Origin of the sequence: Bradyrhizobium sp. SSBR45G (genome assembly GCF_030159255.1) — a bacterium.
Classification (GTDB): Bacteria; Pseudomonadota; Alphaproteobacteria; order Rhizobiales; family Xanthobacteraceae; genus Bradyrhizobium.
Genome location: NZ_BSCT01000011.1, coordinates 142,919 through 157,857, shown reverse-complemented (window position 1 = coordinate 157,857; position 14,939 = coordinate 142,919). Strand labels below are relative to the sequence as shown.

Here is a 14,939-nt window from a genome sequence, read left to right as displayed (position 1 = left end):
TCAAAAGAGGGCAGAATAGGGGAGAAAGCGTCCCGCAGGGCGACGCTCTCGAACGTGTGCTGAAATTTGTTCACTGTGATGCCATTGACAAGAAATCGGTGTCCCGGTTCGCTAGGACCCGAGACGACCCCATACCAAGCCGCAGGGCTCGCTTTTGTTCCCAGAGGGAACGCTCGCAAGTGCGGCGCGTTAGAGGTCTATCCTCTTGCTGTTCAACAACAATTTCACGACGTGCGTCCTGCCACGTCCAAGATCGCGTGCCAATGGATCTCTTCAGCGAAGCTCATAGTCTCGGAATCCTGACAGAATTCTACGATGGTCAGGGCCAGCGCCGCGTCACCGACGAAGCGGCGCTCAAAATCATCGTGGAGGCCTTTCCCAGGCCAACGCCGCAAAAGCTCCTCAGTGGCGCGATCGTGATTCGGTCCGGACAGCCGGCCCGCAGCCGCCTCAGCGACGCGGCCAAGCTGCCGGTGACATGGACAATCAAGCAGGGCGATGCGGAGATCGCGCGCGGCGAAGCGAGCGAGGCGCTGGTCGACTGGCCGGCCGATCTGCCGGTGGGGAGCTATCGCCTGGATCTGTCGGATGCGTCGTCATGCCGCGAGGAGCTGCCGCTGCTGGTGACGCCAGAGAAGGCGTTTTCGGGCGATTTCGACCGTGTCTGGTTGCTCGCGGTGCAGCTCTACGGCATCCGCTCGCGTCGCAACTGGGGCATGGGCGATTTCACCGATCTCGCCAATCTCATCGATCTCTGCGCCAAGCTCGGCGCCGATGGTGTCGGCCTCAATCCGTTGCACGCGCTGTTCGATGATCGTCCGGGCGATTTCAGTCCCTATGCGCCGAACAGCCGGCTGTTTCTCAACGCGCTCTATGTCGATGTCGAGCAGGCGCCGGGTTTCAAGAAGGGGCCGGATGCCAAGCTGCTGGAGCCGCTGCGGCAGGCCGAGCTGGTCGACTACGAGGGCGTGGCGGCGTTGAAATGGCCGGCGTTGCGGGCCGCCTTCGACGCCTTCATGATGACGCCCGACAGCGCCGAGGCGGCGGAGTTCAAGACCTATCGCGCCGAGCGCGGTGAGCTGCTCGCGCGCTTCACCTGCTTCGAGGTGCTGCGGCATCGCTTCCAGCAGCCCTGGTGGGATTGGCCCGAGGAGTGGCGGCAGCCCGACGCGGCCCGCTGCGCGGCGCTGCTGAATGGTCCGGACCGCCGCGAGGCCGATTTCATCGCCTATGTGCAGTGGCTCGCCGAACGGCAGCTACGCCACAGCAAGGACCTGGCCCATCGGCTGGGCATGAAGGTCGGTCTCTATCTCGATGTCGCGGTCGGCGTACAGTCCGACGGGTTCGACGCCTGGAACGAGCAGGGCGCCATTTCGCGGACGCTGTCGGTCGGTGCGCCGCCCGATCCGTTGAACACGGTCGGACAGAATTGGGGCCTGGCCGGCTTCAATGCGCCGGGACTGGCGTTGAAGAATTTCGAGCCGTTCCGCGAGATGATCAGGGCGTCGATGCGCCATGCCGGCGCGATCCGGCTCGACCATGTGCTCGGCCTGAAGCGGCTCTATCTGGTGCCGCACGGCTTTCCCGCCAAGCAGGGCGCCTATGTCCAGATGCCGTTCGATGCGCTGCTGGCGGCGACCGCCATCGAGAGCGACGCCAACAATTGCATCGTGATCGGCGAGGATCTCGGCACCGTGCCGGAGGGGTTTCGCGAGCAGATGGCCGATTGGGGCCTGTGGTCCTACAAGGTGATGATCTTCGAGCGCGACGAGAACGGCCGCTTCCGCGACGTCGACGCCTATCCGCCGAACGCTCTGGTCACGCTGAATACGCATGATCTGTCGACCTATGCCGGCTGGCGCACGTTCGGCGACCTCAAGACCAAGCGCGGACTGGACATCGATCCGGGCGAGACCGACGAGGAGCGCTGGCGCGCGCTCGGGCTGTGGGACGAGGTGCTGCGCCATAACGGCATCCAGGATCATGATGTGCTGTCAGCCATCAGCTTCCTGTCGCGGACGCGTTCGCGGCTGCTGGCGATCTCGCTGGAGGATCTGCTCGGCGTGGTTGATCAGCCGAACATTCCCGGCACGATCGACGAGCATCCGAACTGGCGCCGCAGGATGCCGCTCGATCTCGAGGACGTCGCCGCGGCGACCAATGTCGAGGCGCTGAAGGCCGTCACCGCCGACCGGATCAGTCCGGCGAGCGCGTGAGCAGCGATGGTTTTGCGGGGGCAAGACAATCGGATGTGCAATGCCCTGCAAGATCGAAGACTATGCCCTGATCGGCGACTGCGAGACGGCCGCGCTCGTCAGCCGGACCGGATCGATCGACTGGCTGTGCTGGCCGGCGTTCGATTCGGATGCCTGCTTCGCGGCGCTGCTCGGTGATCACAACAATGGTCGGTGGCTGATCGCGCCGCGGGACGCGGCGAGTGCCGTGACACGCCGCTATCGCGGCGACACGCTGATCCTCGAAACCCGGTTCGAGACAGCGACGGGGACGGTCGAACTGATGGACTTCATGCCGCCGCGCGGCAGCGCCTCCGACGTCGTCCGACTGGTGCGCGGCGTCTCCGGCCGGGTGGCGATGCGCATGGATCTGATCATCCGCTTCGGCTTCGGCATCGAGATTCCCTGGGTCAGGCAATCCGACGACCGCTCCGCGCTGCTCGCCATCTGCGGCCCGGACATGGCGGTGCTGCATACGCCGGTCCCGACGCGCGGCGAGGATATGACCACCGTCGCCGAGTTCGAAGTCACGGAAGGCGAGACCGTGCCGTTCGTGCTGACCTATGGTCCCTCGCATCTTCCGGTGCCCAAGGCGATCGATCCGGAGCAGGCGCTGCGCGACACAGAGGCGTTCTGGTCGGACTGGTCGCGCCGCTGCACCTACACGGGAGCGCATCGTGACCTCGTGATGCGCTCGCTCGTCACGCTGAAGGCGCTCACCTATGGTCCGACCGGCGGCATCGTGGCGGCGCCGACGACGTCGCTGCCGGAGAAGCTCGGCGGCCGCCGCAACTGGGACTACCGGTTCTGCTGGCTGCGCGATGCGACCTTCACGCTGCTGGCGCTGATGAACTCCGGCTATACCGAGGAAGCGCTGGCGTGGCACAACTGGCTGCTGCGTGCCGCGGCCGGCGCTCCCGCCTGCATGCAGATCATGTACGGCATCATGGGGCAGCGCCGGCTCACGGAGTGGGAGGCCGAATGGCTTTCCGGCTACGAAGGCGCGCAGCCGGTGCGGATCGGCAACGCCGCGCATGCGCAGCTGCAGCTCGACGTCTATGGCGAGCTGATCGACGCCTTCCACCAGGCGCGGATGAGCAGGCTCAAGCTCGATGACGGCACCTGGGCGCTCGAATGCGCGGTTCTCGACCATCTCACCGATGTCTGGGACCAGCCCGATCACGGCATCTGGGAGCGCCGCGGCGACGGCCGCCACTACGTGTTCTCCAAGGTCATGACCTGGGTTGCGTTCGACCGGGCGATCAAGAGCGCCGAGCGGTTTGGCCTGGAGGCGCCGCTCGACCGCTGGCGTCGGCTGCGCGACACCATTCATCGCGACGTCTGCGAGCAGGGCTACGATTCCGGTCTCGGCAGCTTCGTCGATTCCTATGGCTCGCGGCTGCTCGATGCGAGCCTGCTGCTGCTGCCCGCCGTCGGCTTTCTGCCGAGCTCCGATCCGCGCATCCGCGGCACCATCGCGGCGATCGAGCAGCATCTGCTGCGCAACGGCTTCGTGCTGCGGCATGACCCGCGCGAGCTGTCGCCGGACGAGCAGCAGCCGATCGAGGGCGCTTTCCTGGCCTGCACGCTGTGGCTCGCCGATGCGCATGTGCTCGCGGGCGACATCGCCAAGGCCGAGACGCTGTTCCAGCGCGTCGTCGGCATCGCCAATGATGTCGGCCTGCTGGCGGAAGAATACGACACCGAAGCGCGCCGGCAGACCGGCAATTTTCCGCAGGCGCTGACGCATATCGCGCTGATCAATACGGCGCAGAATCTCAGCAGCGCCAGGATGGCCGCCGACAAGCCGGCCAAGCAGCGCTCGGACTCCTAGCTTCGCGTGCCCGCTCTCGCCGTCTAGCCTTGCGCGTTTTCGGCCAGGATCATCTCCATGGCGTTGGCAAAGCCTTCGTCCTGGTTGGACGTGGTCACGCGCCTGGCGTGGCTCTTCACATCGTCGCTGGCATTGCCCATCGCGATCGACAGCCCGCTGACATCGAACATCGCGACATCATTGTGCATGTCGCCGATGGTCGCGACCTGGTCGAGCGGAATGCCGAGGCGATCTGCCATCGCGGTGACGAAGGTGCCCTTGTTGCGGCCGGGCGGGGTGATGTCGAGGTAATAGCTCTGCGAACGGACGGCGGTCGCCTCCGCCCCCAGGAGCTCGCGCATCTCGCCTTCACACCGGGCCAGCAATTCGAAGTCACGGCTGGCGCCGACGATCTTGCAGGCGCCGGAGAGATAGGGCGCAAAGTCGCCAACGATGGTCGGGTCGGCGCGGATCGCCCGCTGCTCGTTCGGCACGTAGTCGCCATCGGGATTGCGTGTCAGCCAGGCGTCGCTCGTGAACACCCAGATGTCGACGCCGCGCTGGTGGAGGAGATCGACGCAGCGCTCGGCCGCCCCGGTCGGAATCAGGCTCTGCTCGAGCGGGCGCATGTCGGGACCGATGATCGAGCTGCCATTGAAAGGGCCGACCGGCAGGTCGATCTGCAGCGGTGCGATCAGAAAGCCCATGCCGATCGCCGGGCGGCTTGAGGTGATGGTGAAGGCGATCCCGGACTCCCGCAGCTGGCGAGCGGCCTTGGCCGCGCGTTCGGTCAGAACCTTGTCCTTGGTCAGGAGCGTGCCGTCGACGTCGGACACGACGAGAGCGATGCGGGTCATGAGGCCCTTCCCTTCGCAGTCAGGCGCGGGCCTGACCAATCTGAAGCTGTTGCAGGATGGCGTCGATGATGGCCGCGACCGGCGCATCGACCGAGACCGTGATGGGATGCTCGTCAGCACTGGGTGGTTCCAGGGTGGCAAACTGGCTGTCGAGCAGGCCCGTCGGCATGAAGTGCCCCGATCGGTGACCCATCCGGTCGCCGATCAGCTCCCGGCCTCCCTTAAGATAGACGAGGCGAACGTCTTCGCGGTCGCCGACAAGAACCTTGCGATACGCCTTCTTGAGCGCCGAGCAGGCGATGATGATGGGCTCGCCCTTGGCGCGGCAGCGCGCGATCTCGTCGGCGATCGCTTGCAGCCAGGGCCAGCGATCGGCGTCTGTGAGCGGGTGGCCCGCACTCATCTTGGCGACGTTGGCCGGCGGATGAAAGCTGTCGCCATCCTCGAACCGCCATCCGAGCCGCCGGCCCAGCGCTTCGCCGACCGTGCTCTTGCCCGAGCTCGAGACGCCCATGATGATCAAGGCATGCGGCGCTTCCGGCGCGGATGGCCATGCCGCTGCATCGATCAGAAACGTCGTTGTGCCGTTCGAGCGGGCGCGGTTGGCCGGCAGCTCCTCGCCCGCCAGCACGCGCGTCAGGATAGGGCTTTTGTCGGCGCCCGCCACGGCGAACAGCATGGCGCGGCATGACGCCAGCGCCGGCAGCGTCAGGCTGACCCGCGGCACCAACGGCGCAACGTTGGCCTTGTCGACGCCCACCACCCAGCGATCCCTGACCTCGACGGCCGGAAAGCCCGGAAACAGCGAGGCGATATGACCGTCAGGGCCGATGCCGAGCAGCACGAGATCGAACAGCGGCCGTGCCGGATCGAGCTGGTCAGCGCCATAAAATGCCTTCAGCTCCTGCTCATAGGCGCGCGCGCTGCGGTCCGGATTGGTCGTGTCCGTGGGGATCGGATGGATGTTGGCCGCCGGCGCGCAGGCATCGAGAAAGGCGTGGCGCGCCATCGTCATGTTGTGCAGGGGATCGCCTGCCGGAACGAAGCGCTCGTCGCCGATGAACCAGTGCACGCGCGGCCACGGAATGCGCTCACGCCAGGCATCCGTCGCCAGCAGCTCGTAGAGCTGCTTCGGGCTGGAGCCGCCGGTGAGACAGATGGCAATCCGGCCGGAATTGGCTGCGATCCGCGCGAGCAGGAGATCGGCGGCGGCTTGCGCCATCGCCGCCTTGTCGGCGACGCGCACCAGCTCGGGAGACGCTCTGCCCATCGCTCAGGCCAGCTTGCGCCAGCTGCGGCCGTCGCGCGCCAGCAGATCGGCGGCGGCCTCCGGACCTTCGCTTCCCGCGGAATAGTGATGCAAGCCGTCGCGGCCGGCCTTCTTCCAGGCTTCGATGAACGGCTCCACCGCCTTCCAGCCGGCCTCGACGCTGTCGGCGCGCTGGAACAGGATGTTGTCGCCGATCATGCAGTCATAGATCAGCGTCTCATAGCCGGTGGCCGGCTCGGCCTGGAAATAGTCCTTGTAGTTGAACGTCATCTGCACGCCGTCGGTGCGGATGGTCGGGCCGGGCACCTTGGTGTTGAACTGCAGGGTGATGCTTTGGGTCGGCTCGATGCCGATTACGAGATAATTCTCCGCCAACGTATCGATCGGCGTGCAGCTGAACATCGCGAACGGCGCCTGGCGGAACTTGATCGCGACCTCGGTGCGTTTGGCGCCGAGTGCCTTGCCGGTGCGCAGATAGAACGGCACCCCGGCCCAGCGCCAATTGTCGATGGTGAGCTTGAGGGCGGCGTAGGTCTCGGTGGCGCTGTCGGCGCGTACATCCTTGGTCTTGCGATAGTCCGCGAGATCGGTGTCGCCGATCACGCCGGCGGTGTACTGGCCGCGCACCGAATTCGCCAGCGCTTCCCGTTCGGTGAGCGGCTGGATCGCCGAGAGTACCTCGGCCTTCTCGGAGCGCACCGTGTGCGCATCGAACCGGGCCGGCGGCTCCATCGCGACCAGCGACAGCAACTGGAACAGATGGTTCGGCACCATGTCGCGCAGCGCGCCGGTGGCGTCATAGAAGCTGCCGCGCGTGCCGACGCCGAGCTTCTCCTCGACGGTGATTTGCACGTGATCGATGTGATGCCGGTTCCAGATCGGCTCGAACATGCCGTTGGCAAAGCGCAGCACCAGGATGTTCTGCACCGTCTCCTTGCCGAGATAATGATCGATCCGGTAGATCTGGTGCTCGGTCACGAGCTCCAGCAACTGGTCGTTCAGCTTCTTGGCGGACGCCAAATCCGTGCCGAACGGCTTTTCAACCACCAGCCGGCGCCAGGCCTTGCCATCCTCTTTCAGCAGTCCGACGCGTCCGAGCTGCTGGGCGATCGGGGCGAAGGCGCCGGGCGGCGTGGCCAGATAGAACAGCCGGTTGCCGTGGGTCTCCCGCGCGGCCTCGAGCTTTTCCAGCCTGTCCTTCAGCTGATCGAAACTGTCCGGCTCCTTCGGATCGGCCTCGATCGCGGTCACGCATTGCAGCAGGCGCTGCGCGATCTCGTCCTCGACCGGGCGGGTCGCGTATTTGCGCAGACCCTCCATCAGATTGACGCGCAGCTGCTCGCTCGACATGCCCTTGCGGGCAATGCCGACGATGCAGAAGCGATCCGGCAGCAGATTGCCGGCCGCAAGATTGTACAGCGACGGCAGCACGAGCCGGTGCGTGAGGTCTCCTGTCACGCCGAAGATGACGAAGGCACAGGCGTCGGGCTTCTGGTGCGGCGGCTGGTGAGGATGCAGAGGGGTCACGCGCGGTCGGCCTTCGGCTTGACGATCTCAGGCGCGCTCTGGCGCGCCGGATCAGGATGCTGCTCAGGCTCCTTGTGGCCGCCAAAACCCTCGCGCATGGCCGAGAGGATCTTCTCGGCGAAGGTGTGCTCCTGGCGCGAGCGGAAGCGGGCGAACAAAGCCGCCGTCAGCACCTCGGCCGGCACGGCCTCGTCGATCGCGGCATTGACGGTCCAGCGGCCCTCGCCGGAATCCTCGACATAGCCGGAATATTTTTCCAGCCCCGGCTGGCGCGCCAGCGCGCTTGCGGTGAGGTCGAGCAGCCAGGACGGAATGACGCTGCCACGCCGCCAGACCTCGGCGACATCGGCGAGATCGAAGTCGAAGCGATGCGCCTCCGGCAGCGCTTCGCTGTTGGCGTGCCGCAGGATGTCGAAGCCTTCGGCATAGGCCTGCATCAGGCCGTACTCGATGCCATTGTGGATCATCTTGACGAAATGGCCGGCGCCGGTCGGGCCGGCGTGGATATAGCCCTGCTCGACGCGCGGGTCGCGGCCGTCACGGCCCGGCGTGCGCGGGATGTCACCGATCCCGGGAGCGAGCGTCGCAAAGATCGGATCGAGCCGGTCGACGACCGGCTTGTCGCCGCCGATCATCATGCAGTAGCCGCGGTCGAGCCCCCAGACGCCGCCTGACGTGCCGACATCGACATAGTGCAGGCCGCGCTCTTGCAAAGCCTTGCCGCGACGGACGTCATCCTGCCAAAAACTATTGCCGCCGTCGATGATGACATCATCCGCACTCATCAGCTTGGTCAACTGCTCGACCGTCGCCTCGGTGATCTTGCCGGCCGGCAGCATGATCCAGGCATGTCGCGGCGTCGCGAGCTTGCCGACGAACTCCTCCAGGCTCGCGGCGCCGGTCGCGCCCTCGGCAACCAGGGCCGCGACCGCCTTCGCGTCGCGATCATAGACCACGCATGAGTGCCCCGCGCGCATCAGGCGGCGCACGATGTTGCCGCCCATCCGCCCGAGACCGATCATTCCCAACTGCATCTGCGAGGCCCTTCCTAACTCAGCGCTTCTGACATCGCGCTGTCGAGCATCTTCAGGCCCGACTTCAGATTGCCCTTGATGTGCACCCGCAACGCGCGACGGCCGCGCTCGGTGAGCACGTCGAAATCGCCGCGCGCCTGCGCCGCCTTGATTACGCCGAAGCTGGCCTTCTGGCCGGGGATCGGCAGATCCTGCGCATCATCGGCGGTGATCTGCAGAAACACGCCGCTGTCCGGTCCGCCCTTGTAGGCCTGGCCGGTGGAGTGCAGGAAGCGCGGGCCGAACTCGGCGCAGGTGGCGAGATGCTTGGTCTCCCGCAGCCTGAGGCGCATGCGCTGCAAGGCGTCGGTGTTGGCACCGTTGTGCTCGATATAGCCGAGCAGCGCGATGTAGTCGCCTGCGCCGGCCCGGTCGAGATGCGCCTTCAGCCAGGAGGCGAGGGTGCCGTCAGCGCCATGCTCGCGCAGGCTCTCGGCATTGTGCGCGTCGGTGTAGAGCTCGCAGCCTTTGATGGCGATGACGGGTTCTTCCGGGGGAAGCGCGCCGCTCTGCTCGAACGCCGCGGTAAGCTCACGAGTCTTGATCTTGGCGGATTCGACGTCGGGCTGGTCAAACGGGTTGATGCCCAGCACGGCGCCGGCCACCGCGGTGGCGATCTCGAAGCGGAAGAACTCCTGTCCGAGCTGGTCGATCGAGCTCATCACGATGCGGACGACGGGATGGCCGGCCGCTTCGAGCGCTGCGAGCTTGGCGTCGTGATCGCGATCCTCATCGCCATCGACCTTGATGTCGATGAAGAAGCGGTCGCTGCCATAGAGCTCAGCCGATGCAATCGGCTCGCCGTCGATCGGGATCAGGCCCTTGCCTTCCTTGCCGGTGGATTCGGCGATCAGCTGCTCGGCCCAGGCACCGAAATCGGCAACCTTGGGCGAGGCGAAAATCGTCACCTTGTCGCGGCCGTCGAGACCAGCGAGCCCCATCGCGAGGCCGAGCTGCACGCCGGGATTCTGCAGCGGCGGCACGTCGGGACCGCAGGAGCGCACCATCGACAATGCCTGCGTGACCAGCTTGCGCACGTCGATGCCGGCCGTCGCTGCTGGCACCAGGCCGAACGGCGACAGCACCGAGTAGCGGCCGCCGATGGTCGGCTCGCCATGGAAGATGCGGGCGAAGCCTTGTGCCTTGGCGGCCTTCTCCAGCGACGAGCCGGGATCGGTCACGGCAATGAAGCGGTGACCGGCCTTCTTGGCGCCGATTGCGTCGCTGACGCGGGCGAAGAAATAGTCCTTCATCGCGTTCGGCTCGGTGGTGCCGCCCGATTTCGAGGATACGATGAATACCGTCTTCGCAATGTCGATCGCCTTTTCCATAGCGCGCACCTGCGCCGGATCGGTGGAATCGAGGACGTGCAGCCTGGGGAAGCCAGCCTTGCGCGGGAAGGTCTTGGCGAGCACCTCCGGTCCGAGGCTGGAGCCGCCCATGCCGAGCACGACGGCGTCGGAGAACTTCTGGCCCTTCACACGCTGGGCGTAGTCCTCATAGTCCGCGAGGTCGGCCTTCTCGGCGCTGGTCAGCCAGCCCAGCCATTTGTGCTCGTCGGCGCCGGTCCACACCGTCGCATCCTTGTGCCAGAGCCGGCGGATCTTGGCGGACTTGCGCCAGTCCTCGGTGGCGGCCTGGACCTTCTTCTCGAGATCAGCAGCAACCGCGATCGACTGCTGCCCAAGTCCCTCGCCGAGCACGACGGCGCGCTTGTGCGCGACCGCGCCATACAGCTTGTCGGCGGCGTCGGCGAACTGCTTGACGCCGTCGATCACGAGGTCAGCGGTGATGTCGGCGAGCGAGATCCCGGTCTTCGCCAGATCGTCGAGCGCCGTCTGGGCCGCCTCGACGTCTTCTTCGAGGCTGTCGCGCACCTTGCCATGGTCGCGGAAGGCGTCCAGCGTCGCCGGCGGCACGGTGTTGACGGTGTTGGGTCCGATCAGCTCCTCGACATAGAGGACGTCGCTGTAGTCCTTGTTCTTGGTGCCGGTGGAGGCCCACAGCAGCCGCTGCGGCTTGGCGCCCTTGGAAGCCAGCCGCTCCCAGCGCTCGCCCGCGAACAGCTGCTTGTAGTCCTGATAGGCCATCTTGGCGTTGGCGATCGCGATCTTGCCCTTGAGCGCCGCGAGGCGCTCCTTCTCCGAGGGGTCGTTGGCCTGGGCGATTTTTTCGTCCAGCTGCTTGTCGACGACGCTGTCGATGCGGCTGACGAAGAACGAGGCCACGCTCGCCACATGCTGGGGATCGCCGCCGTCGGCGACATAGGCCTCGAGGCCGGCGAGGTAGGCTTCGGCGACCTGCCGGTAGACCCCTTGCGCAAACAGCAGCGTGATGTTGACGCTGATGCCCTTGGAGATCAGGTGCTGGATGGCCGGGAGACAGGCATCGGTCGCCGGCACCTTGATCATCAGATTCTTGCGGCCGACCGCCTTCCAGAGCTGCTCGGCCTCGGCGATGGTCCCCTTGGCGTCCATCGCCAGATAGGGCGAGACTTCGAGGCTGACGAAGCCGTCATTGCCGTCGAAATGGTCATAGACCGGGCGCAGCACGTCGGCGGCGTTCTGGATGTCCTCGACCGCAACGGTCTCGAACAGCTGCGTCGGCGAGCGGTCGCCGCTCTTCAGCGCCTTCGCGATCGGCGCGTCATATTCATCCGAGCTGCCGATCGCCTTCTCGAAGATGGCGGGGTTCGACGTGACGCCCTTGACGCCGTCGACGTCGATCAGCCGCTTGAGGTCGCCCTTGGCGACGAAGCCGCGTGCGAGGAAATCGAGCCAGACCGCCTGGCCGTGTTCTTCAAGAGCTTTGACCGGATTCATGATGCCTATCTATGTGCGTCGGCTTGCTTTTTTGGGTTCCCGTTCCGGCATCCTGCCGGACCGACATGGACCTCGTATGAACAACTATGCGCCAGCCGATGGGAGAACGCCATTCATAATGGATTGATCCCTATGAAATCCCAATGAAATCCCAAGAGAAAATCCCGAGAGACAAGAGAAAATCCCAAGAGATTCGCGGGGGCTGCGTGACGCGGATGCGGTCGGGGCGGCATCGCCCTGGAGACGTTTCCGCGATGGTCGTCGCGGGCCGCCAGGAGCCGCCGCGCTCACGCTCTGCCGGCCCAGGCGGTCTGCGGACGCCCGCGGTGAGGCGGGCGGTTGGCGCCAGCAGGCGACACGATGAGAGAAGTGAAAGAAGAGACCTCCGCAAATCGTGCCAATGAGCGAGCCTGCTTCTTGCAAAGCTGGAAAGCTGCCACATGTGTTCCAGGTGATGGTGTCGTTCGCAAATGATCATGGCGAGCTGCTTGCGTCAGCCGCGAGGTCTGCGAGTCCCCCGCGCGAGCAAACAGCCCATCATGCTCTCCGGCTGAGGAGCTTCGTCGCCGATGAGTCGCAATCTCATCACGGCAATGTTCGGTCTGCAGTGATCCGGCTGCCCTCGACGATCCGTTACGTCACGACATGTGCGTGGAGATCGGCCCCGCGCGGTCGGTCGCTGAGCGCATGTGTTCAACTCCCTCGCCTCGGTGCGTCGCATTTGGGTGAGGTCGTCACGACGACGCATGCTGTCACGCTGCAGACGCAGGCCGGCGCGGAGCCAGCGCGTAACGTTCGGCGATCGGCCGTCGCAGGTGAATCATTCCAGAGGCGCGCGGCTGCGGAGAGGATGTGTGTTCACGCGTGGTTCACTCGGAGGAGAGACACTGTTTCGCGACGCGCAGCGCCGCAAGTTCACGTGGCTTCACAACACCTTGTGCGGCGCAGGGAGACTACGGTGCCGGGGTATTGCGGATGTTGCGAAGCAGAGACAATAGGATACAAATAGGGGCGATTGGCGTGGTTTTGCCGAACTATTGAGCGAAGTGCATGTTCATAGGGCATATGCTGCATGCACTTTGCGTTGCGGAAGAGGACCAAGACGGTGCCCAATAGGGGCTAGCGCGCTTCACTCTGAGTCGGTTCGAGATCAGTAGGAACGTACTTGGATCTCGATCTGTTGCAGCAGTGCGGCGGAACCTACGTGGAGAGGGATCATGTACAACGATTCGTTGTTCAACGCGTTCGCGAGGTCGTTCGAGGCCCGAAGCCAGACCGACATGTCGATGCAGGAATATCTGGAGTCGTGTCGAACCGACCCCATGCGATACGCGAACGCCGCTGAGCGACTACTAGCTGCGATCGGTGAGCCTCAGATGATCGACACGGCCAAGGACCCACGCCTTGGCCGTATTTTTTTGAACCGTACGGTTCGGCTGTATCCTGCCTTCGCCGGCTTCTACGGCATGGAGGACACGATCGAGCGTATCGTCGGCTTCTTCCGGCATGCCGCGCAGGGGCTCGAAGAGCGCAAGCAGATCCTCTATCTGCTCGGCCCGGTCGGCGGCGGCAAGTCGTCGCTGTCCGAGCGCCTGAAGCAGCTGATGGAGGTTCATCCGATCTACGTGCTCAAGGCCGGCGATGAATTGAGCCCGGTGTTCGAATCGCCGCTCAGCCTGTTCGATCCCGAAACGCTGGGCCCGATGCTGGAAGAGAAATACGGCGTGCCGCGCCGTCGCCTCACCGGTCTGATGAGCCCGTGGTGCTACAAGCGGCTCGAAGCCTTCGGCGGCGACATCTCGCAGTTCCGCGTCGCCAAGATCCAGCCGTCGCGGCTGCGCCAGATCGGCATCGCCAAGACCGAGCCGGGCGACGAGAACAACCAGGACATCTCCTCGCTGGTCGGCAAGGTCGACATCCGCAAGCTCGAGACCTACGCGCAGAACGATCCCGACGCCTACAGCTATTCGGGCGGCCTCAACCGGGCCAATCAGGGCATCCTCGAATTCGTCGAGATGTTCAAGGCGCCGATCAAGATGCTGCATCCGCTGCTGACGGCGACGCAGGAAGGCAACTATATCGGCACCGAGAACATTGGCGCGATCCCCTACAATGGCGTGATCCTCGCCCACTCCAACGAGTCGGAGTGGCAGAGCTTCAAGACCAACAAGAACAACGAGGCCTTCATCGACCGTATCTGCGTCATCAAGGTGCCGTACTGCCTGCGGGTCACCGAAGAACGCAAGATCTACGAAAAGCTGATCCAGGGCTCCGAGCTCTCCGCAGCGCCCTGCGCGCCGGCGACCCTGGAGACGCTGGCCCGCTTCTCGGTGATGTCGCGCTTGCGCAAGCACGAGAACTCGACGCTGTATGCCAAGATGCGGATCTATGACGGCGAAAGCCTCAAGGAGTCGGATCCGAAGGCGCGCAGCGTGCAAGAATATCGTGACGCCGCCGGCGTCGACGAGGGCATGGACGGCATCTCCACCCGTTTTGCCTTCAAGGTGCTGGCCGCGACCTACAACCACGACACGTCGGAGGTTTCCGCCGACGCGGTTCATCTGATGTACGTGCTGGAGCAGTCGATCCGGCGCGAGCAACTGCCGGAGGAGATCGAGAAGCGCTATCTCGAATTCATCAAGGCCGACCTGGCGCCGCGCTATGCCGAGTTCATCGGCCACGAGATCCAGAAGGCCTATCTCGAATCCTACTCCGATTACGGCCAGAACCTGTTCGACCGCTACGTCGACTATGCCGACGCCTGGATCGAGGATCAGGACTTCAAGGATCCCGATACGGGACAGCTTCTGAACCGCGAGCTGTTGAACCAGGAGCTGACCAAGATCGAAAAGCCGGCGGGAATTGCCAACCCGAAGGACTTCCGCAACGAGGTTGTCAAGTTCTCCCTGCGGTCGCGGGCCCAGAACGGCGGAAAAAATCCGTCCTGGACCTCCTACGAAAAGATCCGCGAAGTCATCGAAAAGAGGATATTCTCGCAGGTTGAAGATCTGCTTCCGGTCATCTCGTTCGGCTCGAAGAAGGACGGCGAGACCGAGAAGAAGCACGACGACTTCGTCGCGCGCATGGTCGAGCGCGGCTATACCGAGCGGCAGGTCCGCCGGCTGGTCGAGTGGTACATGCGGGTGAAGCAGGCGGGTTGATCGTGGTCCGGCGCCGGTGTTCACTGCGTGTGTGACAGGCCAACGGTGGATGTCGGCGCCTGGGCTATGATCTTATGCGGAGCGTTCGACGCAGAGCGTCGGACAGGAATGATGCAGGTGCGGTGTCGGACCTGACACTGCACCGCAGCATCGCGGCGGGGGAGAGCAGGAGTCGAAGCCGC

At 64.8% G+C, this 14,939-nt stretch carries 8 protein-coding genes; 3 read left to right on the top strand and 5 right to left on the bottom strand.

The window, feature by feature from the left end; all coding sequences use genetic code 11:
• The first annotated feature begins 263 nt into the window (after positions 1-263).
• Positions 264-2,216, top strand: coding sequence for a 4-alpha-glucanotransferase (gene malQ / locus QQL87_RS16040; protein ID WP_284419731.1), 1,953 nt, complete (start codon positions 264-266; stop codon positions 2,214-2,216).
• A gap of 40 nt (positions 2,217-2,256) precedes the next feature.
• Positions 2,257-4,068 carry a glycoside hydrolase family 15 protein gene (locus QQL87_RS16035; RefSeq protein WP_284419732.1) on the top strand — a complete coding sequence of 604 codons (1,812 nt, stop codon included), beginning with the start codon at positions 2,257-2,259 and terminating at the stop codon, positions 4,066-4,068.
• A 23-nt stretch (positions 4,069-4,091) separates the two neighbouring features.
• On the opposite strand, the gene QQL87_RS16030 is transcribed toward QQL87_RS16035, so the two are convergent.
• The 5 genes from QQL87_RS16030 to QQL87_RS16010 are packed head-to-tail and all read right to left on the bottom strand — an operon-like array spanning position 4,092 to position 11,596.
• A complete protein-coding gene (locus QQL87_RS16030; protein WP_284419733.1) occupies positions 4,092-4,904 on the bottom strand; it encodes a Cof-type HAD-IIB family hydrolase in 813 nt (270 codons plus the stop codon).
• Positions 4,905-4,923: 19 nt separating this feature from the next.
• Positions 4,924-6,174, bottom strand: coding sequence for a 6-phosphogluconolactonase (gene pgl / locus QQL87_RS16025; protein ID WP_284419734.1), 1,251 nt, complete (start codon positions 6,172-6,174; stop codon positions 4,924-4,926).
• 3 nt (positions 6,175-6,177) lie between these two features.
• Positions 6,178-7,701 carry a glucose-6-phosphate dehydrogenase gene (gene zwf, locus QQL87_RS16020; protein WP_284419735.1) on the bottom strand — a complete coding sequence of 508 codons (1,524 nt, stop codon included), beginning with the start codon at positions 7,699-7,701 and terminating at the stop codon, positions 6,178-6,180.
• Positions 7,698-8,735 carry a phosphogluconate dehydrogenase (NAD(+)-dependent, decarboxylating) gene (gnd, locus tag QQL87_RS16015; protein ID WP_284419737.1) on the bottom strand — a complete coding sequence of 346 codons (1,038 nt, stop codon included), beginning with the start codon at positions 8,733-8,735 and terminating at the stop codon, positions 7,698-7,700. Before gnd ends, zwf begins: the two co-directional genes overlap by 4 nt.
• 14 nt (positions 8,736-8,749) lie before the next feature.
• On the bottom strand, positions 8,750-11,596 hold the full coding sequence (locus QQL87_RS16010; RefSeq protein WP_284419738.1) for a bifunctional transaldolase/phosoglucose isomerase: 2,847 nt from the start codon (positions 11,594-11,596) through the stop codon (positions 8,750-8,752).
• A 1,217-nt stretch (positions 11,597-12,813) separates the two neighbouring features.
• Between QQL87_RS16010 and QQL87_RS16005 the strand changes: the two genes are divergently transcribed.
• Positions 12,814-14,757 (top strand): PrkA family serine protein kinase, encoded by a 1,944-nt coding sequence (locus tag QQL87_RS16005; RefSeq protein ID WP_284419739.1) that lies wholly within the window; start codon positions 12,814-12,816, stop codon positions 14,755-14,757.
• Positions 14,758-14,939 lie beyond the last annotated feature (182 nt).

Bases quoted from the DNA above. Each gene is read 5' to 3' on its own strand.
- gnd (WP_284419737.1), bottom strand. From the start codon at position 8,735: ATGCAGTTGGGAATGATCGGTCTCGGGCGGATGGGCGGCAACATCGTG.
- malQ (WP_284419731.1), top strand. From the start codon at position 264: ATGGATCTCTTCAGCGAAGCTCATAGTCTCGGAATCCTGACAGAATTC.
- QQL87_RS16035 (WP_284419732.1), top strand. From the start codon at position 2,257: ATGCCCTGCAAGATCGAAGACTATGCCCTGATCGGCGACTGCGAGACG.
- pgl (WP_284419734.1), bottom strand. From the start codon at position 6,174: ATGGGCAGAGCGTCTCCCGAGCTGGTGCGCGTCGCCGACAAGGCGGCG.
- QQL87_RS16010 (WP_284419738.1), bottom strand. From the start codon at position 11,596: ATGAATCCGGTCAAAGCTCTTGAAGAACACGGCCAGGCGGTCTGGCTC.
- QQL87_RS16030 (WP_284419733.1), bottom strand. From the start codon at position 4,904: ATGACCCGCATCGCTCTCGTCGTGTCCGACGTCGACGGCACGCTCCTG.
- QQL87_RS16005 (WP_284419739.1), top strand. From the start codon at position 12,814: ATGTACAACGATTCGTTGTTCAACGCGTTCGCGAGGTCGTTCGAGGCC.